The 21205-nt window shown below is 74.2% G+C and carries 16 protein-coding genes; 5 read left to right on the top strand and 11 right to left on the bottom strand.

The annotated features are described in order from the left end of the window. Positions 1-94 precede the first annotated feature (94 nt). From RF644_RS05230 to RF644_RS05220, 3 genes are all read left to right on the top strand, one after another. Entirely contained in the window at positions 95-1657 is a 1563-nt protein-coding gene (locus RF644_RS05230) for a sodium:solute symporter family protein (RefSeq protein ID WP_368795681.1), read from the top strand. Between the two features lie 133 nt (positions 1658-1790). Further along, entirely contained in the window at positions 1791-2327 is a 537-nt protein-coding gene (locus RF644_RS05225; RefSeq protein WP_368795679.1) for an RNA polymerase sigma factor, read from the top strand. Further along, positions 2324-2953: a methylated-DNA--[protein]-cysteine S-methyltransferase gene (locus RF644_RS05220; RefSeq protein WP_368795678.1), complete on the top strand. Its 630-nt coding sequence runs from the start codon at positions 2324-2326 to the stop codon at positions 2951-2953. Before RF644_RS05225 ends, RF644_RS05220 begins: the two co-directional genes overlap by 4 nt. 54 nt (positions 2954-3007) lie before the next feature. Here RF644_RS05220 and RF644_RS05215 read toward each other — a convergent pair whose 3' ends face one another. From RF644_RS05215 to RF644_RS05170, 10 genes are all read right to left on the bottom strand, one after another. Continuing rightward, on the bottom strand, positions 3008-4465 hold the full coding sequence (locus RF644_RS05215; RefSeq protein ID WP_368795677.1) for an amidase: 1458 nt from the start codon (positions 4463-4465) through the stop codon (positions 3008-3010). Continuing rightward, on the bottom strand, positions 4462-5688 hold the full coding sequence (locus RF644_RS05210; RefSeq protein WP_368795676.1) for an amidohydrolase: 1227 nt from the start codon (positions 5686-5688) through the stop codon (positions 4462-4464). Before RF644_RS05210 ends, RF644_RS05215 begins: the two co-directional genes overlap by 4 nt. 58 nt (positions 5689-5746) lie before the next feature. Continuing rightward, on the bottom strand, positions 5747-6478 hold the full coding sequence (locus RF644_RS05205; protein ID WP_368795674.1) for a hypothetical protein: 732 nt from the start codon (positions 6476-6478) through the stop codon (positions 5747-5749). 27 nt (positions 6479-6505) lie between these two features. Beyond that, positions 6506-7231 carry a DUF5058 family protein gene (locus tag RF644_RS05200; RefSeq protein ID WP_368795673.1) on the bottom strand — a complete coding sequence of 242 codons (726 nt, stop codon included), beginning with the start codon at positions 7229-7231 and terminating at the stop codon, positions 6506-6508. Between the two features lie 82 nt (positions 7232-7313). After that, the gene (locus RF644_RS05195; RefSeq protein WP_368795671.1) at positions 7314-8567 is read right to left on the bottom strand and encodes a M20 family metallo-hydrolase; all 1254 of its coding nucleotides are present in this window, start codon (positions 8565-8567) and stop codon (positions 7314-7316) included. Between the two features lie 148 nt (positions 8568-8715). Continuing rightward, positions 8716-9147, bottom strand: a complete 432-nt coding sequence (locus RF644_RS05190) for a hypothetical protein (protein ID WP_368795670.1) — start codon at positions 9145-9147, stop codon at positions 8716-8718. Then, a complete protein-coding gene (locus RF644_RS05185; RefSeq protein ID WP_368795669.1) occupies positions 9137-10489 on the bottom strand; it encodes an allophanate hydrolase in 1353 nt (450 codons plus the stop codon). Before RF644_RS05185 ends, RF644_RS05190 begins: the two co-directional genes overlap by 11 nt. Positions 10490-10527: 38 nt before the next feature. Continuing rightward, on the bottom strand, positions 10528-14202 hold the full coding sequence (gene uca, locus RF644_RS05180; RefSeq protein ID WP_368795668.1) for an urea carboxylase: 3675 nt from the start codon (positions 14200-14202) through the stop codon (positions 10528-10530). Next, positions 14199-14903, bottom strand: a complete 705-nt coding sequence (locus tag RF644_RS05175) for an urea amidolyase associated protein UAAP2 (RefSeq protein WP_368795667.1) — start codon at positions 14901-14903, stop codon at positions 14199-14201. Before RF644_RS05175 ends, uca begins: the two co-directional genes overlap by 4 nt. A 67-nt stretch (positions 14904-14970) precedes the next feature. Next, complete coding sequence (locus RF644_RS05170; RefSeq protein ID WP_368795666.1) at positions 14971-15822, bottom strand: urea amidolyase associated protein UAAP1; 852 nt, start codon at positions 15820-15822, stop codon at positions 14971-14973. Positions 15823-15966: 144 nt separating this feature from the next. On the opposite strand from RF644_RS05170, the gene RF644_RS05165 reads away from it, so the two are divergent. Then, on the top strand, positions 15967-16632 hold the full coding sequence (locus tag RF644_RS05165) for a TetR/AcrR family transcriptional regulator (protein WP_368795665.1): 666 nt from the start codon (positions 15967-15969) through the stop codon (positions 16630-16632). Between the two features lie 135 nt (positions 16633-16767). After that, positions 16768-18552, top strand: a complete 1785-nt coding sequence (locus RF644_RS05160; protein ID WP_368795664.1) for an N-acetylglutaminylglutamine amidotransferase — start codon at positions 16768-16770, stop codon at positions 18550-18552. Positions 18553-18636: 84 nt separating this feature from the next. Here the strand turns inward: RF644_RS05160 and RF644_RS05155 are convergent, their stop codons facing one another. Continuing rightward, positions 18637-21195 carry an MMPL family transporter gene (locus RF644_RS05155; RefSeq protein ID WP_368795663.1) on the bottom strand — a complete coding sequence of 853 codons (2559 nt, stop codon included), beginning with the start codon at positions 21193-21195 and terminating at the stop codon, positions 18637-18639. Between the last annotated feature and the right edge of the window lie 10 nt (positions 21196-21205).

The following is a 21205-nucleotide window of genomic DNA, read 5'->3' as shown; positions in this document are numbered from 1 at the left end:
CGGAGGAGAAACCACCGCGCCGCACCCCCCGGACATGCTTTACCTGTCAGATGACAGGAACTCCGCTCGGCGGAGCCCAGGCGGGGAGAAGCACATGATCATTCTCGGGGTCGGCATCACCGTGCTGGCGGTGCTCATCATCGGCGTGCTCGTGGCGCGCAAGGTGGACGGCGACAGCACCAACTATCTCGTGGCCGGCCGGCAGCTGGGGATGCCGCTGGTCGCGGTGTCCCTGACCGCGGCGGCCGTGGACTCGAACGCCACCGTGGGCAACACGGACCTCACCTCCGGCTACGGCTTCTGGGCCGGCGCCTCCCTGGCCCTCGGACTGGCGGTGTGCCTGCTGCTCGCCGGGCTGTTCCTGGCCAAGCCCATGAACCGGCTGCGGCTGTTCACTCTGGGCGACTTCTTCCGGATCCGGTACGGCCGGACCACCGAGACGCTCGCCTCCGTGATCATGATCTTCGCCTTCACCTTCCTGCTCGCGGGCAACCTGGTGGCGTGCGGGTTCCTGCTCGAGTACTTCGCGAACGTCCCGTACTCGATCGGCGTGGTCGTGGCCAGCGCCCTGGTGCTCAGCTACACCCTGGCCGGCGGGCTGTTCTCCGACGCCTACACGGCGGTGCTGCAGACCGTGATCACGGTGGTGGCCGCCGTGGCGCTGATCGTGTGGGTCGCCCTGACCTACGGCATCGTGATCCCGGAGGGGATGGGCCCGTTCGACCTCGAGCAGCTCACGAGCTCGGAGGCGGGCGCCCCGATCAACTGGGCCACGCTCATCGCCCTCGGCATCGGCGACCTCGTGGCGATCGACTTCATGCAGCGGATCTTCGGGGCCAAGAGCCCCAAGGTGGCCCAGCGCTCGTGCTTCGTGGCCGCCGGCACCACCGCGGTCATCGGCACGATCTTCGCCCTCGTGGCCCTCACCGCCTCCTCCGTGCTGGGACTCTCCGCGGAGAACGGCCCCATCCTCTACACGCTGCTGGGCGAGTACGCTCCCCCGCTGCTGGCGGTGCTCGTGCTCTCGGGCATCGTGGCCGCGTCCTTCTCCACGGCCTCCGGGGCCATCCTGGCCACCTCGGCCGTGACCGTGCGCAACGTCTTCAACGTCCGCCGCACCGAGATCTCCGGCGCCCACGACCCGCTGCTGCGCTGGACGCGCCTGGCCATGCTGCCGGTGGTGGTCATCGGGATCCTGCTGGCCGTGCGGGTCAGCCAGACCGGGATCCTGCTGACCCTGGCCTTCGACCTCATGCTCGCGAGCCTGTCCGCCTCGTTCATCCTGGGCACCTTCTGGCGGCGCCCGGGCGCCCGGGCCGCCCTGGCCGCGGCGTGCGTGGGCCTGACCAGCCGGCTGGTGTTCCTCGCGCTGACGCCCACGATCTACGGCGCCCCGAACGACCTCTTCCACATCGAGAACACCCTCGTCACCAGCGCCTTCGACGGCTGGGCCACCCTCGTGGCCGGTGCCCTGGGCTGGCTCACCTACGTCCTGGTCGGCCTCACCGCGGCCCGCGCCCAGGTCGAGACGGACACGCAGCGGCTCGAGCTCTACCGGCTCTACCGCGAGCAGACCCCCTCCGGGTTCACGCCCCGCGTCCGCACGGCCCCGGTCCCCGCGCAGCCGGCCGACCCGCCGGTCCCGGCCGGGGTATGAGGGTTCGCCCCGGCCGGCCCGGCTGGTCCCGCCAGGAGCGGCAGCGGGTACGGGTGCGGTCGGGTGCGTCAGGATGGAGGAGATCCGTCCGCGCCGATCTCACGTTTCGCCCGGTGCGGACGTCTACGAGGTGATGGACACGAAAGAGCCTTTCGAGACGCAGGTGACCCGGCACGGCCCCGTGGTGTGGCGGGTCTGCCGGGCCGTGCTGAGCACGTCCGCGGACGCCGAGGACGCGTGGTCGGAGACGTTCCTGGCCGCGCTGCGGGCGTACCCGGACCTGCCGGCCACGGCGAACGTGCAGGCGTGGCTGGTGACGATCGCCCAACGCAAGGCGGTCGACGTCGTCCGGGCCCGGTCCCGGGCGGCGGTGCCCGTGGCCTGGCTCCCGGAGCCACCGGCCCACCGGGACGCGCCGCACGAGCACGACTCCCCGCTGTGGGCGGCGGTGGCCGCCCTGCCGCCCAAGCAGCGGCACGCCGTGGCCTACCGCTATCTGGGCGGACTGCCCTACCGGCAGATCGCCGAGCTGCTCGGCGGCACCCCGGAGGCCGCCCGCCGGGCCGCCTCGGACGGCGTGGCCGCCCTCCGCAGGGCCCTCACCACGACCGCCCCCGCGAACGGCACCGGGCACCGCACCCAGCTCGACCGGACAGGAGAGGACCGATGACCACGAACACCCTCGGCTCGACCCCGCACTCCCCCCTGCGGAGCCTCCGCGCCGACCCCGTGCCGGAGACCGTGCTGCGTGGTCTGCACCGGCGCCTGGAGGAGGGGGCCGCCCGGGCGGGGCTGCTCGACGTCGCGTACACGACCGTCAGCACCCCGGTGGGCGTGCTGCTGCTGGCCGCCACGGAGGAGGGGCTGGTGCGGGTGGCCTACGCACGGGAGGACCACGAGGCGGTCCTGCAGGACCTGGCCCGCCGGATCAGCCCGCGGGTGCTGCACGCCCCGGTCCGCCTAGCACCGGCCGTCCGGCAGCTCGAGGAGTACTTCGCCGGGACGCGAACCGGCTTCGACCTCCCGCTGGACCGCTCGCTCTCGCACGGGTTCCGGCGCCTGGTCCAGGAGCACCTGCCCGAGATCGGCTACGGCCGCACGGAGAGCTACGGCGCGGTGGCCCGGTCGGTCGGGCGCCCGCAGGCCGTGCGGGCGGTGGGCACGGCCTGCGCCACGAACCCGCTGCCGGTGGTGGTCCCGTGCCACCGCGTGCTGCGCGGCGACGGCGGCCTGGGCGGGTACGTCGGCGGCCTGGAGGCCAAGGCGGCGCTGCTCGAGCTGGAGACCGCGGCCTGAGCAGGAGCGGCCGGGCCGGGCCGGCACGACGCGACGTGCCGGCCCGGCCGCACCTCAGAGGCGCGGCGCGGCGTCCGCGTGCCGGGTGGCGTGGTCGTAGGCGCGGGCGGTCCGCAGCAGCTCGACGTCGCGCCCGTGCGCGGCGACGAGCTGCAGCCCCACGGGCAGCCCGCCGGGGCTGAAGCCGCCCGGCACCGAGACGGCCGGGCAGCCGGTGGCCGAGATCAGGCTCGCCGAGCGCATCCACTCGACATATGTCTGCATCGGCACACCCGCGACCGTGCGGGGCCAGCGCTCCGCCGACGGGAACGGCAGCACCTGGGAGGTGGGGGTCAGCAGCACGTCCCAGCGGCCGAAGAACGCGCGCACCGCCTCGTGCAGGCGCGTGCGCGCCAGGGCGGCGTCCATGAGCTGCTCGGCGGTCAGCGCCAGTCCCTTCTCGACGTTCCACACGATCTCCGGCTTCACGAGCTCGCGGTGCTCCGCGACCACCTCGCGCAGATTCACGGCCATGTCGAAGGCCCGGGTCACGTCGAACACCTCGTCGGCGTCGCGCAGGTCCGGGACGGCCTCCTCGACCACGGCACCGAGCTCCTCGAACGCCCGCGCCTGGGCGACCAGCACCTCGACGATCTCCGGCTCCACCGGGACGCCGAGGCCGAAGTCCGCGCTCAGCCCGATCCGCACGCCGGCCAGGGGGCGGGCCCCCGGGTCGGGCGGGTCCTCCGCCGCGAGCGCCCGGAACCCGGTCCGCGGCACCGGGCAGTCCAGGGGGATCCGCGGGTCGGGGCCGGCCAGCACGGACATGGCCAGGGCGAGGTCGTCCACGCTGCGGCCCAGCGGACCGGAGCGGCCCAGCCACGCCCAGGCGTTGCCGGCCGGGGCCGAGGGCACGACCCCGGCGGAGGGCCGGAAGCCGGCGATGCCGCAGAACGCGGCCGGGTTGCGCAGGGACCCGCCCATGTCGGAGCCGTCGCCCAGGGGCTGGATCCGGGACGCGATCGCCGCGGCCGCCCCGCCGCTGGACCCGCCCGCGCTGCGGTCCAGCGCCCAGGGGTTGTGCGTGGTCCCGAAGACCTCGTTGAAGCTGTGGGAGCCCGCGGCGAACTCGGGCACGTTGTTCTTCCCGGTGCTGATCACCCCGGCCGCCGTGAACCGGGCGACGATCAGGTCGTCGTGCTCCGGGACGTGCTCGGCGAACACCGGGGAGCCGGACGTGGTGCGGATCCCGGCGGTGGCGTGGGTGTCCTTGTGCGTCATCGGCACCCCGTGCAGGGGCGGCAGCTCGTCGGCGGGCGTGGCGACCGTCAGCTCGTCGGCGCGGGCGGCGGCCGCGTACGCCTGCTCGCGGACCTGCGTGACCACGGCGTTCACGGCGGGGTTCACGGCGTCGATCCGGGCGAAGTGGGCGTCGAGCACCTCCCGCGCGGAGACCGTGCGGGCCCGGACGGCCGCGGCGAGCTCCCGCGCGGAGAGCCGGAGCAGCTCCGCGGTCCCGGTGTCCCCCCTCATCGGGTGCCCACGCGGGAGAGGATCGCGCTGACCGCGGCCGTGACGCCGGTGCTCAGCGTGGGCTCCACGACGGGGGCGAAGAACGGCGAGTGGTTGGTCGGCACCGGTGCGTCGCCGTCGACCGCCTCGTCGGACATCCCGCCGAAGAACCAGTAGACACCGGGCACCCCGATGGCGTCGGGCAGGTGCCCGAAGTCCTCGCTGCCCATCTGGGCGGGACGGTCCAGGACGTTCTCCGCCCCGAGGGCCGCACCGAGCACGGCGCGGAGGGTGTCCGTCTCCGCCGGGTCGTTGACGAGCAGCGGGAAGGTGTAGATCTCGTCGATCCGGGGCTCCGGGGCGCCGGAGGTCACGGCCTCCCCGCGGATGACCCGCCGGAGCGCTGCCAGCACCTGCTCCCGGACGTCGGCGTCCAGGTTGCGGACGTTGACGGTGAACTCCGCGACCGCCGGGATGATGTTCTCCTTGAGCCCGGCGTGGAAGCTGGCGATGGTGATCACCGCCGCCTGCTGCGCGGGGATCTCGCGGGAGACGATGCTCTGGATCCGCACCACCATGTGGGCCGCGAGCACCACGGGGTCGATCGTGTCCTCGGGCCGGGAGCCGTGGCCGCCCCGGCCGTGGACCGTGACCTTCCAGCCGTCGGCCATGGCCATGGCCGGGCCGCTGGTGAGCTCCACCTGGCCGGCGCGCCCGGGCCAGACGTGCTGGCCGTAGACGATCTCGGGGCGGGGGGCGCGGTCCCACAGGCCGTCCTGCAGCATGGCCATCGCGCCCTCGGCGGTCTCCTCGCCCGGCTGGAAGAGGAAGACCACGGTCCCGGCCCAGGCGTCGCGGTTCCCGGCCAGCAGGGTGGCCGCGCCGACGGCGCTCGTGATGTGGGTGTCGTGCCCGCACGCGTGCATGACGGGGACCTCGGTCCCGTCGGGCAGCACGCCCCGGGCGGTCGAGGCGTAGTCCAGGCCGGTGTCCTCCGCCACGGGCAGGGCGTCGGTGTCCGCGCGGAAGCCGACCACCGGCCCCTCGCCGTTGCGCAGCACGGCCACCACCCCGGTGCCGCCGCAGACGAAGGTCTCACAGCCGAGGGCGTCCATCCGCGCCCGGATCAGCTCGGCGGTCGCGTGCTCCTGCATGGACAGCTCGGGGGCGCCGTGCAGGTGGCGGTACAGGGTGTGCAGGTCCTCGCGCAGCTCGGCGGGGATCTCGGGCAGGGTCGTGGTCATGACGTCCTCTCGTGGGCGGGGTGCGGGGCGGGGGTCTCGGGGAAGGCGGCCCGGGTGGTCACGGCAGGCTCTCGTCCCCGGGCGCGGCGTGCTCGGCCTTCCGGTCGCGGAGCACCCACGCCAGGACCATGGTGGCCAGGACCACCACGGCCGTGGCGAAGTTCCGGAACGTGGTGCCCAGGACCGGCACGAGCAGCAGCTGGACGACCGCTCCCACCGCGAGGGCGATGAGGAGGATCCGCGGCTGCTTCACGTAGGCGGCGAGCTGGACGATCACCGCGCCGATGATGGCCGGGAAGATGTAGAGCCGGGCGACCTCGACGACGGGTTCGGGCACCACGCTGACCAGCCAGGTGCCGAGGATGCCGACGAAGAGCAGCAGGGAGACGATGTGCACGACGGCCGCGCCGCAGATGGCCATGACGGCCGCGAGCTCCGCGCGCCGGGTCCCGGGCTTGGCGCCGATGGCGGCCTGGGCCACGATCGCGGAGGGCAGCAGCTTGTTCGCGATGTTCCCGATCATGAAGGCCTGGTACATCGCGGCGGGCCCCAGGACGGGGTAGTAGGTGATGGGCTCGACGACGGCGAGGATCGCGAAGACCGCCGCCACCGCCAGGAAGGCGGTCACCACGTCGGACAGCGGGATCTCCAGTCCGGAGAAGAGCAGCAGGTAGACCGGGCCCGCGTAGGAGAACAGCAGACCCAGGATCATGGTGAGCCGTCCCCAGCGGGACGTGGTGCGGTCGTAGACGGCGTAGGCGGTGGCTGACGTGCCGGTCGGTGAGGCCATGACGACTCCTTCGGGTTCCGGGGGTGCTCAGGCCGTGGCGCCCATGCCGGCGCCGTGGGCGAAGTAGGCGACGACCAGGCCGATGATGATCGAGAAGCCGAGGCCCCACTCCCGGAGCCACGGCGCCCTGAGGGCCCGCGCGAGCAGCAGGCACACGGCCATCACGATGGCGGAGACCACGACCGTCAGGATGTGCACGGAGCTCTTGGGGAGCTCGGCGATGCCCAGGGAGGCGAAGGCGGCCAGCAGCGCGGCCGAGGGGACGATCGCCATCAGGGCGGGGTTCACCGACCGGAGCTTGACGTCCCCCCGCTTCAGCAGCGGCGTCAGGATCAGCGTGGACAGCATCCACAGACCGCCGGAGAGGCTCATGGCCAGGAAGGCCACGGTGAAGACGTCCGGCGTCCAGCCCGCCCCGCCCAGTTCGGCGTCCAGGGTCCCGGCGGCGAGGTTGGCCGAGGAGGTCTCGGTCGCGGCCGAGCCGACCAGTCCGATGCGCACGAGGACGGCCGGGGCCCCGAACAGCGGGAGCAGGGCGACCGCGACGACGACCACGGCGAGGGACGGGCCGATCGCGGCGACACCGCCCGAGCGGAAGGACTGGCGCAGGTCCTGGCGGGTGAAGCCGACGTCGGGGCCCACGAGCCGGGCCGCACGCACGTAGATGACGGTCTGCAGGATGATCACGGCGAAGACCGCCAGGGCGCAGAACCACAGGAAGGGCAGGTTGACGTAGTCGGCCAGCGTGTTCATGCGGAGCCTCCGTTCAGGGATGACGTGCTCGGGTCGTGGCCGTCCGGAGGTCCCGGCGGCCGGAGGTCACAGCGCCCGGAGGTCACAGCGGCGCGGTGTCGAGGGCCCGGAGGGTCTCGCCGAGGACGTGGACGCCCCGGCCGATCTCCAGGGGGTCGGTCCACTCCTCGGGGCAGTGGCTCCGGCCGTCGCGGGAGGGGACGAAGATCATCGCCATCGGCGCCAGGGCCGCTATGTGCACGGCGTCGTGCGTGGCGCCGCTGGGGATCGGCCGCCAGGAGTACCCGAGCCGCTCCGCCGTCGCGGCGACGACGTCGTGGGCGCGCGGATGGGCGTCGACGACGGGGTTGTCCGTCGTCCAGTCGAACTCGACGTCGACACCGTAGCCGCGGGCGGCGGCGAGCACGGTCTCCCCCAGCCTCCGGCGGGCCCCGGACAGCCACGACCGGTCGATGCTGCGCAGCTCGCCCCGCAGGTCGACCGCGCTGGGGACCACGTTGGGGGACGGCGAGAGGTTGTCGGCGTGCGTGGCGGTCGCCACCCCGTTGCCGGGCGCCCCGCAGCCCTCGCGGCGCACGGCCAGGACGGCCTCGGCGGCGGCCACCAGGGCGTCCTGCCGGTCGGCGACGGGCCTCGTGCCGGCGTGGTCCTCCCGGCCGGCGAAGTGGGCCACGAAGCGTTCGATGCCGCAGACGGAGGTCACCACGCCGATCTGCTCCCCGCCCTGCTCGAGCGCCGGCCCCTGCTCGATGTGCAGCTCCACGAAGGCGTGCAGCGGACCGGGATCGAGACGGGACGGCTGCAGCACGGCGGACGGGTCGAGGCCGAAGTCCTCGTAGGCGGCGGCCAGGGTCCGCCCGGCCCCGTCGCGGCGGCCGAGGTCGGCGGCCGTCGTCTCCCCGGCCATGGACCGGCTGCCCAGGCAGCTGAGGCCGAAGTCGTTGGGCTCCTCGCCGAGGAAGTCGACGACCAGGAGGTCCCGGGACAGCGGGGTGCCCGAGGCGCGGATGCTCCGGGCGACCTCGACGGCCGCCAGCACGCCGACGACGCCGTCGAAGCGCCCGCCGCCGTCGACGGTGTCCGTGTGGGAGCCGGTCATCAGCGCGGGCGCGGACGGCCGGGAGCCGGCGAGCCGGCCGACGAGGTTCCCGGCGGCGTCCCGGTGGACCTCCAGACCGGCGTCCCGCATCCGGGCCGCGACCCACTCTCGGGACTCCCGGTAGGGGTCGCTGAACACCTGGCGCGTCCACCCCCGGCGGTCGTCCCGGCGCAGCCGGGACAGCTCGGCGACCTGCTCCTCGACCCGCTGGGTCGTCTCCTCCAGCTCGAACTGCATCGCGCACGTCCTTCCTGCTGAGCGGTGGGGTCCTGCGCTGCTTGCGCGGCCGGGCAGCGACGCCGGGGAGCGACGGACGGCCCTGTCGGTCATGCCGCACGTTACCCAGTCCGGCGCCGTCCGACCAGGGCTGAGCGGTCCGGACCGCTCAGCCGGCGGCCGCCCGGTAGGCGGCCCAGCCGCCGTGGACCGTGATGTCCTCGGCGTCCTCGAGCGCCCAGGGCTCCACCAGGAAGCCGGGCAGCTCCCGGCCGTCGGCGAGCTCGACCCGGCCGATGGCCATCGGCGCGGGCAGCCCGGCGACGAACGTGCCGAACGCGGCGGCGTCCAGCGCCCAGACCTCCACGGCCAGGGCCGCCCCGCGGCCCGGGACGCGCACCACCCCGGGCTTGGCGGGCACGGTGTCCAGGGCGAACATCCGGTACGCGGCGGCCGTGGTCGTGGCCTCCACGAAGCGGGCGGCCAGGTCGAGCAGCTGCGGGTTGAGCGGCTGGCCGCGCAGGTGGGCGCCCGCGACCACGAGCAGCAGCTCCGGGGCGGAGGCGGACGCGGACACCGCGGGCGCGGGATCAGCAGCCATCGAAGCCTCCCTCCCGGGCGACGTCCACGAGCCGGTCGTCCTGGAACGTGTCCCCCACGAGCTGCACGCCGAAGGGCAGGTCGTCCACCCGGCCGGCGGGGACGGCGAGCGCGGAGAGGTCGAGCAGGTTGACGAAGTTGGTGAAGCGGCCCATCCGGCTGTTGGCGCCCACGGGATCGGCCGCGACCTCCGCGAGGGTGGGGTGGGACGTGGTGGTGGGCAGCACGAGGGCGTCGAGCGCGCCGAACACCTCCCGGGCCCGGCGGGCGCAGCCGTCGAGGAACTCCTGGTCGGCGAAGACCCGGTGGGCGGGGACGTCCCGGGCGCCGGTGACGATGCGCCCGACCGTGGGGTCCACGTCCTCCGGGTGGGCGTCGACGAACGCGCCGACGGCCGTCCAGCGCTCGGCGACGAATGCGCCGTCGTAGAGCAGGGCCGCGGCCGCGAGGAACGGCTCGATGTCCACCGGCACGGTCCGGAAGCCCCGCTCCCCGAGCCGGCGGACGGCGGCGGCGTAGGCCTCGGCCCAGCCGGGGGCGAGCTCCCCGAGCTGCTCCGGTTCGGCGAAGCCGACCACGCGGTCCAGCCGGGCCGGGCGCGGCGCGGCGGGCGGGCGGGAGCGGGCGTCGCCGTCGTCGACCCCGGCCATGACGTCCGCCGCGAGGCGGGCGAGGCGCAGCTCCCGGGCCATGGTGGTCACCACGTCCTGGCTCCGGCACGCGGGCACCACCCCGGTGGAGGGCACGGTGCCCTTGGTGGGCTTGACCCCGTACAGCCCGTGCAGGGCGGCGGGCACCCGCCCGGAGCCGGCGGTGTCGGTGCCCAGGGCGAAGTCCGCGAAGCCGAGGGCCACGGCCACCCCGGAGCCGCTGGAGGACCCGCCGGAGATCCGGGCGGGGTCCTCCGCGTGCCGGACTGCGCCGTACGGGCTGCGGGTGCCGACCAGCCCGGTGGCGAACTGGTCGAGGTTGGTGCTGCCCAGCACCACCGCGCCCGCCTCCTTCAGCCGGCGGACCACCACGGCGTCGCGCTCCGGCTCGTAGCCGAAGGCAGGGCACGCCGCGGTGGTCGGCAGGCCGGCCACGTCGATGTTGTTCTTCACCGCGAACAGGGTCCCGGCCAGCGGCAGGTGCTCGCCGGCGGCCCGGGCGGCCAGCGCCCGGGCGACGTCCGCGGCCACGTCCTGCCGGGGGCGCAGGCCGATCCACACCTCGGGCCGGTCCGCCTCCTCGATCAGGCGGTAGCGCCGTGCCACGAGCTCGTGGGCGGTGCGCTCGGCCGCGCCCGGGTCCGGGGATCCCGCCGGGGCCGGGGGCGCTGCGGGCTCTGCTGTCGTGGTCATGGGTGCTCTCCTCGTGCTGGTGGGGTCCGGGCCGCTGCTCAGACCGTCTCGGTGGCCGGTGCGGGGTCGGCCGGTGCGGGGTCGGCCGGTGCGGGGACGGCCGGTGCTGTGCCCGCCGGTGCGGGGACGGCCGTGCGGATCACGGCCAGGACGGCGCCCGGGCCCACGTGCGCCCCGGGCTCGACGACGATGCTGTGCACCACGCCGTCCGCGGGAGCGGTCACGGGGGCCTCCATCTTCATGGCCTCGACCGCCATCAGGGTCTGCCCCTCCCGCACCTGCTCGCCCACCCGGACGTCCACGCGGAAGACGTTGGCGGCGAACTGCGCCTCGACGCCCTCGCACCCGTCGGGGATCTCCACGGCGACGTCGTCCTCGGGGACGACCTCCGCGAGGGCGGCGACCCGCTCGAACTCGCCCGCCTCCTCCCACGCCTGGCGCTCGTCGTCGAAGGCCGCCCTCCGGCGGGCCTCGAAGGCGTCGATGCCCTCCCGGTGCTCGGCGAGGAAGGCCTGGTACTCGGCCATGGAGAACTCGCCCTCCTCGATCCGCAGGGGGAGCCGGCCCACGGCCATGTCCGCGCGCATCTCCGTCAGCTCCTCGGAGGACACCGGGAACCACTTGATCCGGTCGAAGAACCGGAGCAGCCACGGGGTGCCGTCCTCATAGGGCCCGCGCTGCCGGTGGGTGGACCACACCTGGGTGGTCCGACCCACGAACTGGTAGCCGCCGGGGCCCTCCATGCCGTAGATGCACAGGTACGCCCCGCCGATGCCCACGGCGTTCTGCGGGGTCCAGGTCCGGGCCGGGTTGTACTTCGTGGTGACCAGCCGGTGCCGGGGGTCCACCGGGGTGGCCACGGGGGCGCCCAGGTAGACGTCGCCCAGACCCAGGACCAGGTACTCGGCGTCGAAGAGCACTGAGCGGACGTCCTCGACCGAGTCCAGGCCGTTGATCCGGCGGATGAACTCGATGTTCCAGGGGCACCACGGGGCGTCGTCGCGCACGCCCTTCTCGTACCGCCGGATGGCCTCCCGGGTGGCGGGGTCGTCCCAGGACATCGGCAGGTGCACGGTGCGGCTCGGCAGCCGCAGGTCGTGCGTGGGGGGCAGCCCGGCGTCGAGGACCAGCACGCGCTCGAGCACCTCGTCCAGGCCGAGCCGGTCCGGGTCGAGGTGGATCTGCAGGGAGCGGATGCCCGGGGTCATCTCGAGCACGCCGGTCAGCGCACCGTTGTCGACCTGCTGCTGCAGGGCCCGGCGCAGCGCCTCGATCCGCATCCGGGAGGCGATGTCCAGGGTCATCTCGCCGTACTCGACCAGCACGTTGGAGTCGCCGCTGCGCCGCACGGTCAGGGAGGGGCGGTCCGCGGTCGCGGGCACGGAGGTGACCACGCCGCCGTCGACCACGGCGTCCCGGCCCGGGGCCACCCGGGCCCGCGGGTCGCGGCGCAGCTCCGCGGCCTGGGCCTGGGTGATGGGCACGAAGCGCACCCGGTCCCCGGCGCGGAGCTGGCCCAGCTTCCACTTCTGGCCCTCGGCCACCGTGGCCGGGCACGTGAAGCCACCCAGGCTGGGACCGTCGGGGCCGAGCAGGATGGGCATGTCCCCGGTGTAGTCCACCGCGCCCACGGCGTACGGGGTGTCGTGGATGTTGGAGGGGTGCAGGCCGGCCTCGCCGCCGTCGCGGCGGGCCCACTGGGGCGTGGGCCCCACCAGGCGCACGCCGGTGCGGTCGGAGTTGAAGTGGACCTCCCAGTCGGCGGCGTAGAACTCCTCCATGTCGGCCACGGTGAAGAACTCGGGGGCGGCGTGGGGGCCCTCCAGGACGCCGACCTCCCAGTAGGCGCCCACCTGGGGGCGCTCGGCCAGCGGGACGTCGGCGACCTCGTGGGGCACGGCAGGGGTGCTGATCCCGAGGACGTCGCCGGGGGCCAGGGCGCGGCCGGCGGCGCCGCCGATCTCGCCCTGCACGAAGGTCGCGGCGGAGCCCAGCACCAGCGGGACGTCCAGGCCACCCTCCACGAGCAGGTAGGCGCGCATGCCCTGCTCGGCGCGGCCGATCGCGAGGACGTCCCCGGCGGACAGCTCGAGCACGGTCCACTGCGCCACGGGCTCCCGGTTGACCAGGACCTCGACGGGGGCGCCGGTCACCATGACCCGGCTGGGCGTGTGGAAGCGCAGGGTCGGCCCGGCCGCCGTCACCTCGAGGCCGGCGGCGCGCTCGGGGTTGCCCAGCGCCTCGTTGCCCAGCCGGAAGGACAGCTCGTCCATGGGACCCGAGGGCGGGATGCCCACGGGCCAGTACCCGATCCGCCCGGGCCGGTCCTGGACGGTGGTCAGCAGCCCGGACCGCAGCACCTCGAGGCGCGGTTGGGCGCTGCGCACGCCCTCCAGCGTGGCGGTGGAGTGCTGCACGTCCCGCACCGCGGGCAGCCGCGGGACGGCCCGCAGCACGCCCAGGTTGGTGGCCACGCCGTGCACGCGGGCCTGCTCGAGGGCCGTCTCCAGCCGCGCCCACGCCTGCTCGCGGTCCTCGCCGTGGGCCACGAACTTGCTCAGCAGGGGGTCGTAGAAGGCGCTGACCTCGGTGCCGACCTCGATCCAGGAGTCCACCCGGATGCCGTCCGGGACCACGAGGCCGGTGACGGTGCCCGCGCTGGGCAGGTTGTCCAGATCGGTGTTCTCCGCGTACACCCGGGCCTCCACGGCGGCGCCGCGGGCCGTGGGCTCGGCGTCCATCATGGTGCGGTCCCCGCCGGCCAGGCGAAGCATCCACTCGACGAGGTCCACGCCGTAGACGGCCTCGGTCACGGGGTGCTCCACCTGCAGGCGGGTGTTGACCTCCAGGAAGGCGGCCTCCTGCCGCACGGGGTCGTAGACGAACTCGACGGTCCCGGCGGAGCGGTAGGCGACGGACGCGCACAGCCGCCGGGCGGCGTCGTGGATCGCGGCGCGCACGGGACCGGGCAGGTCGGGGGCGGGGGCCTCCTCGACCACCTTCTGGTGGCGGCGCTGGAGCGTGCAGTCGCGGTCGCCGACCACGAGGACGTCGCCGCGGCCGTCGCCGAAGACCTGCACCTCCACGTGCCGGGCCCGCTCGACGAGCCGTTCCAGGAAGACCCCGGCGGAGGAGAAGTTCGCCCCGGCCACGCGCCGGACGCTCTCCCACGCCCCGCGCAGGTCTCCGGCGTCGCGGCACTCCTGCATGCCGATCCCGCCGCCGCCGGCGGTGGCCTTGAGCATCACGGGCCAGCCGATCCCCTCGGCCTGCGCGAGGGCGTCCTGGAGCGAGTCGAGCAGGCCGGTGCCGGCGAGCAGGGGCACCTCGGCGGCCACGGCGGCGTCCCGGGCCGTGTGCTTGGACCCGAAGATCCGCAGCTGGTCCACGGTGGGGCCGACGAAGGCGATCCCGGCCGCCTCGCAGGCCTCGGCGAACCCGGTGTTCTCGGAGAGGAAGCCGTAGCCGGGGTGGATCGCCCCGGCCCCGGTGCGCCGGGCCGCGGCGATGATCTTCCCGATGTCCAGATAGCTCTCCGCGGCGGGCGAGGCCCCGAGGTGTACGGCCTCGTCGGCCGCACCGACGTGCAGGGCGCCGCGGTCGGCGTCCGAGTACACGGCCACGGCCCGCAGCCCGAGGGCCTGGACGGAGCGGATGATCCGCACGGCGATCTCGCCGCGGTTGGCCACGAGGACGGTGTCGAAGGCGCTCATGCCCGGGCCTCCTGCCCGGCCGTGGTGACGGAGGTGCCGGCGGAGACGATCATCTCGGCGCGGGACGGGTCGAAGCCGTTGCACGGGTTGTTGATCTGCGGGCAGTTGGAGACGACGACGAGCACGTCGCGCTCCGCCCGCAGGCTCACCGACAGCCCCGGCGCGGAGATGCCGTCCACGATGCCGAGCGCGCCGTCGGGGTCCACCGGGACGTTCATGAACCAGTTGACGTTGGAGACCTGGTCCCGCTTGCCCAGGCCGTACTTCGAGAGCTCGGTGAGGAAGTTGTCGGCGCACCCGTGCTGGGACCAGGTGTGGTGGCCGTAGCGCAGGGTGTTGGACTCCTTGGAGCAGGCCCCGCCGAGGGTGTCGTGGCGCTCCACGTCCGTGCCGACGACGGTCAGCAGCGCGTCGTGCTCGTTGCTGCGCAGCACGGACCCGGCGGTCAGGTAGACGCTGTCCTGACCCTGCAGGGTGGCCTGCGCGCTGTAGGCCCGGGCGGTGTCCACGGCGTCGTAGACCAGGAAGTCGACGGCCTGGTTGCCGTCCACGTCCACGATGGTCAGCACCTGGCCGGCGGTCAGGACGGCGGACCAGGGGGCGAGGGGCGCCACGGTCTCGCGGCGGAGCTCGGGGCCGAACCGGGACGCGAGGGCTCCGGCGGCCGGGGCGGTGGTGCGGGCGGTGGTGGTGGCAGTCATGGCGGGGTTCCTCGTTCTCGTCGCTGGTCTCGTCGCTGTTCTCGTGGCTGTTCTCTGTGCGCGGGGCTCAGGCCAGGCCGCGGGCGCGGAGGTACTCGGCGGTGTTCTGGTAGGCGCGGCGGCGCTCGGGGGCCGAGTTCCAGGCGGGGGCCTCCGGCGAGGTGGCCCTGGCGCGCCAGGCGACGACGTCGAGCGGGGTGCTCACGTACTCCTCGCGCGGGTCCAGCGGGTGGGCGGCGTTGGCGATCAGCAGCACGCACGGCATCTCGGTGACGAGGGTCAGGGCCGCGCCCGCCCCGGCGGAGCCCGTGAACACCGGGTGCCCGGAGGGGGCGATCTCGACGCCCTGGAAGAAGGAGACGCAGGGCGGGACGTCCCGCCGGGCGAGACCGTGCTTGGCGCCCGCGAGGACCAGCAGCTCGCGGCCGGCGGGGCTGGGACCGTGCGGCTGGCCGTCCCCGTAGCGCTCCTCGTTGCGGGCGCGGGAGCTGGCGCCGTAGAGGGCGTCGTGGCGGCCCGAGCTGTCCTCGACCACCGTGGCCATCGCGCGGCCCTGGTCGGAGAGCAGGACCTGTCCCGCGCCGGAGTAGACCTGCCACTGGATCTTCACGGTGTCGGCCACGTTGAGCCGCTCGAAGGGCTCGAAGGCGTTGTGGAGCAGGACCGAGGCGCAGGCGTCGCCCTGCACGTCGGTGAGCCGCACGGCGGTCCCGCGGTCCAGGACCTTGTGCGTGTAGTTGCCGCCGGCCACGCGCTCGGCCCACACGAGGTCCTGGGGGGCCACCCGGGCCGGGGCCCCGGTGGCGGTGGTGGACGGGACGGTGGGGCGGCACTCGACCGCGGTGCCCTCCTGGGCGCGGGCGTGGGCCCGGGCCCCGGCGGTGGTCCCCGTGGAGGACGTGGTCTGGGTGTCGGTCATGGCCGGCTCCTTCTGCCGAGAGGCTTTTCTGTCGCTTGACAGATATGCAACCAGGGCCGGATTTCCCCCGGGTTCGGCGCCTGTTTCGGCCGTGTAACCGCCGTCCCGGCACCGGGCCCGGCGGGGATTGGTAGGTTCGGTGGCGTGACGAAGAGCCGAGGACGCCCGCGCAAGAGCACCACCTCCCCCACCGGGCGCGGCGCGGAGCAGGACATCCTCCACGCCGCCGGAGAGCTCTTCGTGCGCCACGGCTTCGGCCGCACGAGCACCCGGGCCGTCGCCGAGGCGGCCGGTCTCCAGCAGGCGAGCGTCTACCACTGGTTCCGCTCCAAGGAGGACGTCCTGCTGCGCCTCGTGCTCGGCACCGTGCTGCCCTCGCGCCGGCTGGCCGAGCGGCTGCTCGCGGCGGACGCCCCCGGGCACGTGACGCTCTGGGCCCTGTGCTTCGCGGACACCCGGCTGCTCCTGGAGGACCCCCAGAACCTCGGGGCCCTCTACTTCGCCCCGGAGCTGCGCACGGAGGGCTTCGAGGCGTTCCACGAGAACCGGGACGCGCTGGAGCGGATCTACGGGACGCTGCTGGAGCGGACCAGCGGGCACCCCGCCACGGCCTTCGACGCCGCCGTGGTCATGGGGCTCGTGGAGAACGTGATCCTCCAGCGGCAGCGGACGGACCCGCGGCTGCCCGGGGACGCGGCCGCCCGGATCGCGGACGCGGCGCTGCGGCTGGCGGAGGCGCCCGGCCGGGTCACGGAGGAGACCCGGAGCCGGGCCCTGGCTCTGCTGGAGCGCCTCGATCGGGAGGACTGACGCCCTCCCGGCGGAAGGCAGCCTGCCTTCGCGAGGCCGCCGGGGCGGCCCGACCCCGTAGCATGGGGGGATGCTCTCGCGCCACGGATCTCCGGTCCCGACCAGCCCTGCGCCCCGGAGCGGAGGTGAGCGCTGATGTGCGGCATCGCCGGTGAGGTCCGGTTCGACGGCGCCGGCGCGGACCCGGGCACGATCCACCGCATGACGTGCGCCCAGGCCGGCCGCGGCCCGGACGGGCAGGGCGCCTGGGCCCAGGGGCCGGTGGCCATGGGCCACTGCCGGCTGAAGATCGTCGACCTGAGCCCCTCGGGCGGGCAGCCGATGGTCGACTCCAGGCTGGGGCTGTCGATCGTGTTCAACGGGATGATCTACAACTACCGGCAGCTGCGCGAGGAGCTGCGCGGGATGGGCTACGAGTTCTTCTCCACCTCGGACACCGAGGTCGCCCTGAAGGCCTACCACCGCTGGGGCCGGGAGTGCGTCTACCACTTCCACGGCATGTTCGCCTTCGCGATCACCGAGCACACGAGCGGGCGCACCGTCCTGGCCCGCGACCGGCTGGGCATCAAGCCCCTCTACGTCGACCACACGGGGGCGCGCCTGCGGTTCGCGTCCACGGTGCAGGCGCTGCTGGCGGCCGGGGACGTCGACACCTCGATCGACCGCACGGCCCTGTCCTACTACCTCACCTTCCACTCGGTGGTCCCGGCCCCGCGCACGATCCTCAAGGGCGTGCGGAAGATGCCGCCGGCGACCGTGCGCACGGTCGAGCCCGACGGCTCGGCCTCGGACCACGAGTACTGGAACCCCCAGTTCACCCGCGACGAGGACCGCTCGGGCTGGTCCGAGCAGGACTGGCAGGACGGGCTCGTCGAGAAGCTGCGCACCGCGGTGAAGCGGCGCATGGTGGCGGACGTCCCCGTGGGCGTGCTGCTCTCCGGCGGCATCGACTCGAGCCTCGTCGTCGCCCTGCTCGCGGAGAGCGGGCAGGAGGACCTGCAGACGTTCAGCATCGGCTTCGAGTCCCGGGGCGAGGAGTCCGGGGACGAGTTCGAGTTCTCGTCCCTCGTGGCCCGCCGCTTCGGCACCGACCACCACCAGATCGCGATCGACGACGCCCGCCTGGTCCCGGCGATCGACCGGACCGTCGCCGCGATGAGCGAGCCCATGATCAGCCACGACTGCGTGGCCTTCTACCTGCTCAGCGAGGAGGTCTCGAAGCACGTCAAGGTGGTGCAGTCGGGGCAGGGCGCCGACGAGGTGCTCGGCGGCTACCACTGGTACCCGCCGCTGGCCGACGTCGCGCGCGACGACGCCCGGACGACCTACTCCCAGTCGTTCTTCGACCGGCCGTGGTCCCGGCTCGCGAAGGTGCTCTCCCCCGAGTGGATGGCGACCCACGACGCGCCGACCGCGTTCATCGAGCGCCACTTCGGCCGCCCCGGCGCGGAGACGGCCGTGGACGCCGCCCTGCGCACCGACTCCACGGTGATGCTCGTGGACGACCCCGTGAAGCGCGTGGACAACATGACCATGTCCTGGGGCCTCGAGGCGCGGGTGCCGTTCCTCGACCACGAGCTCGTGGAGTTCGCCGGGCGCATCCCCCCGGAGCTCAAGCTCGCCGACGGCGGCAAGGGCGTGCTCAAGCGAGCGGCGCGCGGCATCGTCCCGGACGAGGTGATCGACCGGAAGAAGGGCTACTTCCCGGTCCCGGCGATCCGCACCCTCGAGGGCGGGACCCTGGACCGGGTCGAGGCCGCCCTGACCGACCCGGCGGCGGTGCGGCGCGGGCTCTACAACTCGGAGGTCGTGGAGACCCTGCTGGCCGACCCGAACCAGCACCACACGCCGCTGCGCTCGAACGTGCTGTGGCAGCTGGGCCTGCTGGAGATGTGGCTGCAGGAGAACGGCATCTCCTGACGGCACGGGACCGGACCGACGACGGCGCGCCCCGTCACCCGCTGCGGGTGACGGGGCGCGCCGTCGTCGCCGGGGACCTCCGCGTCAGTCGCGCCGGCCGGCGCCGACCAGCTCGCGCTCGGCGTCCGGGCCCGGCGCCGCGTCGCCCCAGCCGCTCGGCCCGGCCGCGGCGGCCGGGTCCTCGGGGGCGGGGGTGCGGTCGCGGCGCAGGGAGTCGCCCTCCACGTCCACGTTCGGCAGGATCCGGTCGAGCCAGCGGGGCAGCCACCAGGCCCGGTCGCCGAGCAGGTGCATGACCGCGGGGATCAGCGTCATGCGCACCACGAAGGCGTCGACGAGCACGCCGAAGGCGAGCCCGAAGCCCAGGGGCCGGATCATCGCCATGTGGGAGAACATGAAGCCGGCGAACACCGAGATCATGATGATCGCCGCGGCGGTGACCACGGCCCGGCCGGCCTGGAGCCCCTCCTGCACGGCGGCCCGCGCCGAGCGGCCGTGCACGAACGCCTCCCGCATCCCGGAGACGAGGAACAGCTGGTAGTCCATGGCCAGGCCGAACAGCACGCCCACGAGGATGGTGGGCAGGAAGCTCAGGACCGGGCCCGGCGCGTGCACGCCGAGCAGACCGCCCAGCCAGCCCCACTGGTAGATCGCCACCACCGCGCCGAACGCGGCGAAGAGGGAGAGCATGAACCCGGCGGTCGCCACGACCGGCACGAGGACCGAGCGGAAGACGAGCACCAGCAGCACCAGGGACAGCCCGATCACCACGGTGAGGTACAGCGGCAGCGCGTCGGCCAGCAGCTGGGAGACGTCGATGTTGCCGCCGGTCTGGCCGGTGACGCCGATGCTCACCCCGAGCTCGTCCTCCAGGGCGGGGGACAGGGCGCGCAGGTCGTTGACGAGCTGCTCGGTGGACTCGGCGGCCGGGCCGTCCACGGGCACGACCTGGAACGCGGCGGTCCGGTGGTCCTCCGACAGCCCCGCCGGGACCACCGAGACGACGTCGTCCTCCGCCATGAGCTCCTCGCCCACGGCGAGCTGCAGATCGGCGGCCCCGGACTCGTCCGTGCCCTCCGGCAGGTCGGCGACCACGAGCAGCGGGCCGTTGGCGCCGGCGCCGAACTTCTCGTCGAGGACCTGGTAGGTGCGGTACTGGGTGGAGTTTTCGGGCTCGGAGGAGGCGTCCGGCAGGCCCAGGCGCATCGAGGCCGCGGGGAGCGCGACGACGACGAGCGCGAGCACGCCGGCCACGAGGGTCAGCACCGGGTGGCGGGTGGCCACCCCGGGGCGGGGCTCCCCGAGGTGGGCGGGCCGGCGGGCCGCGCGGGTCCGGGCGCGGGCGGAGAGCAGCCGCTGCCCCACCAGGGACAGCAGCGCCGGGGTGAGGGTCACGGCGACCAGCACGGCCACGGCCACGCAGACCGCCGCCGCGGTGCCCATGACGCCCAGGAACGGGATGCCGGTGACGTTGAGCGCGGCCAGGGCGATGATCACGGTCAGCCCAGCGAAGACCACCGCGTTGCCGGAGGTCCCGGTGGCCAGGCCGATGGACTCGTGCAGCTCCGTGCCCGCCAGCAGCTGCTGGCGGTGCCGGTTGAGGATGAACAGCGAGTAGTCGATGCCCACGGCCAGTCCGAGCATGACGCCCAGCATCGGGGTCACCGACATCATGTCCAGCACCCCGGAGAAGGACAGCACGCCGAGGGCGCCGACGGACACGCCGGTGAGCGCCATCAGGATGGGCAGGCCGGCGGCCACGAGGGTGCCGAGCATGACGAGCAGCACGATCCCGGCGATGACCACGCCGATCACCTCGGCGGGGCCGACGAGCTGGGAGATGTCCTGGGCGATCTCCAGGGAGTAGTCGACCTGCACGCCCTCGATCTCCGTGCCGTCCACGGCGGCCTGGAGGGACTCCTTCTCCTCGGCGGTGACCGCCTGCTGCTCGGCGGTGAAGGTCACCACGGCCATCGCGGTGGTCCCGTCCGCGGAGACCGTGCGGGTCTCCTCGGCCAGGGCCATCATTCGCTCGCCGCGGTCGAGCTCGGGCAGGCCGTCCGTGAGCTGCTCCCGGTTGCGCTCGAGCTCCGCGCGGCCGTCGTCGAGGGCCTCCTGGCGCTCGTCGAGCTCGTCGAGGACCTGGTCGGGGGCGTCGGCCCGCTCGGCCTGCTCCCGGGCGGCGTCGAGCTTCTCCTGGTTCTCGTCGAGCGTGTCCTCGGCGGCGTCGAGCTGCGCGCGGCCATCGGCGGCCTGTTCGCGCCCGTCCGCGAGCTGCTGCTCCTGCGCCTCGCGCTCGTCCTGGGCGGCGAACGGGTCCAGGACGCCGTCGACGCCCGGGGACTCCTCCGCCTCGGTGAGCGCCTTCCCGATCTGCTCGCGCTGGTCCGCGGTGAACGGGTCGCCGTCCTCGGTCTGGAACACGATCCGGCCGGTGCCGTGGCCGGCGTCGGGCAGCTCGCTCTGCAGGCGGTCGGCCAGCCGCTGGGTCTCGGTGCCGGGAACGGTGATCGCGGTGGTCAGCTGCCCGCCGAAGGCGGCGAAGGCGCCGCCGGCGAGGAGCAGGACCACCGCCCAGGCCGCGACCACGGCCCAGGCGCGGCGGGCGGCGAAGCGCCCGAGTCGGTACAGCAGATGTGCCATGTCTCTTCTC

This window comes from Kocuria sp. CPCC 205258, from assembly GCF_040981005.1.
In the GTDB taxonomy this organism is placed as follows: Bacteria; Actinomycetota; Actinomycetes; order Actinomycetales; family Micrococcaceae; genus Kocuria; species Kocuria rosea.
The sequence above is the reverse complement of the archived record's forward strand: the minus strand, read 5'-3'. Positions and strand labels throughout refer to the sequence as shown.

Excerpts from the sequence above, each read along its gene's own strand:
- RF644_RS05215 (WP_368795677.1), bottom strand. The coding sequence starts at position 4,465 with ATGAGGGGGGACACCGGGACCGCGGAGCTGCTCCGGCTCTCCGCGCGG.
- RF644_RS05175 (WP_368795667.1), bottom strand. The coding sequence starts at position 14,903 with ATGACTGCCACCACCACCGCCCGCACCACCGCCCCGGCCGCCGGAGCC.
- RF644_RS05205 (WP_368795674.1), bottom strand. The coding sequence starts at position 6,478 with ATGGCCTCACCGACCGGCACGTCAGCCACCGCCTACGCCGTCTACGAC.
- RF644_RS05195 (WP_368795671.1), bottom strand. The coding sequence starts at position 8,567 with ATGCAGTTCGAGCTGGAGGAGACGACCCAGCGGGTCGAGGAGCAGGTC.
- RF644_RS05155 (WP_368795663.1), bottom strand. The coding sequence starts at position 21,195 with ATGGCACATCTGCTGTACCGACTCGGGCGCTTCGCCGCCCGCCGCGCC.
- RF644_RS05190 (WP_368795670.1), bottom strand. The coding sequence starts at position 9,147 with ATGGCTGCTGATCCCGCGCCCGCGGTGTCCGCGTCCGCCTCCGCCCCG.
- RF644_RS05220 (WP_368795678.1), top strand. The coding sequence starts at position 2,324 with ATGACCACGAACACCCTCGGCTCGACCCCGCACTCCCCCCTGCGGAGC.
- RF644_RS05200 (WP_368795673.1), bottom strand. The coding sequence starts at position 7,231 with ATGAACACGCTGGCCGACTACGTCAACCTGCCCTTCCTGTGGTTCTGC.
- RF644_RS05185 (WP_368795669.1), bottom strand. The coding sequence starts at position 10,489 with ATGACCACGACAGCAGAGCCCGCAGCGCCCCCGGCCCCGGCGGGATCC.
- RF644_RS05210 (WP_368795676.1), bottom strand. The coding sequence starts at position 5,688 with ATGACCACGACCCTGCCCGAGATCCCCGCCGAGCTGCGCGAGGACCTG.
- RF644_RS05160 (WP_368795664.1), top strand. The coding sequence starts at position 16,768 with ATGTGCGGCATCGCCGGTGAGGTCCGGTTCGACGGCGCCGGCGCGGAC.
- RF644_RS05230 (WP_368795681.1), top strand. The coding sequence starts at position 95 with ATGATCATTCTCGGGGTCGGCATCACCGTGCTGGCGGTGCTCATCATC.
- RF644_RS05225 (WP_368795679.1), top strand. The coding sequence starts at position 1,791 with ATGGACACGAAAGAGCCTTTCGAGACGCAGGTGACCCGGCACGGCCCC.
- RF644_RS05170 (WP_368795666.1), bottom strand. The coding sequence starts at position 15,822 with ATGACCGACACCCAGACCACGTCCTCCACGGGGACCACCGCCGGGGCC.
- uca (WP_368795668.1), bottom strand. The coding sequence starts at position 14,202 with ATGAGCGCCTTCGACACCGTCCTCGTGGCCAACCGCGGCGAGATCGCC.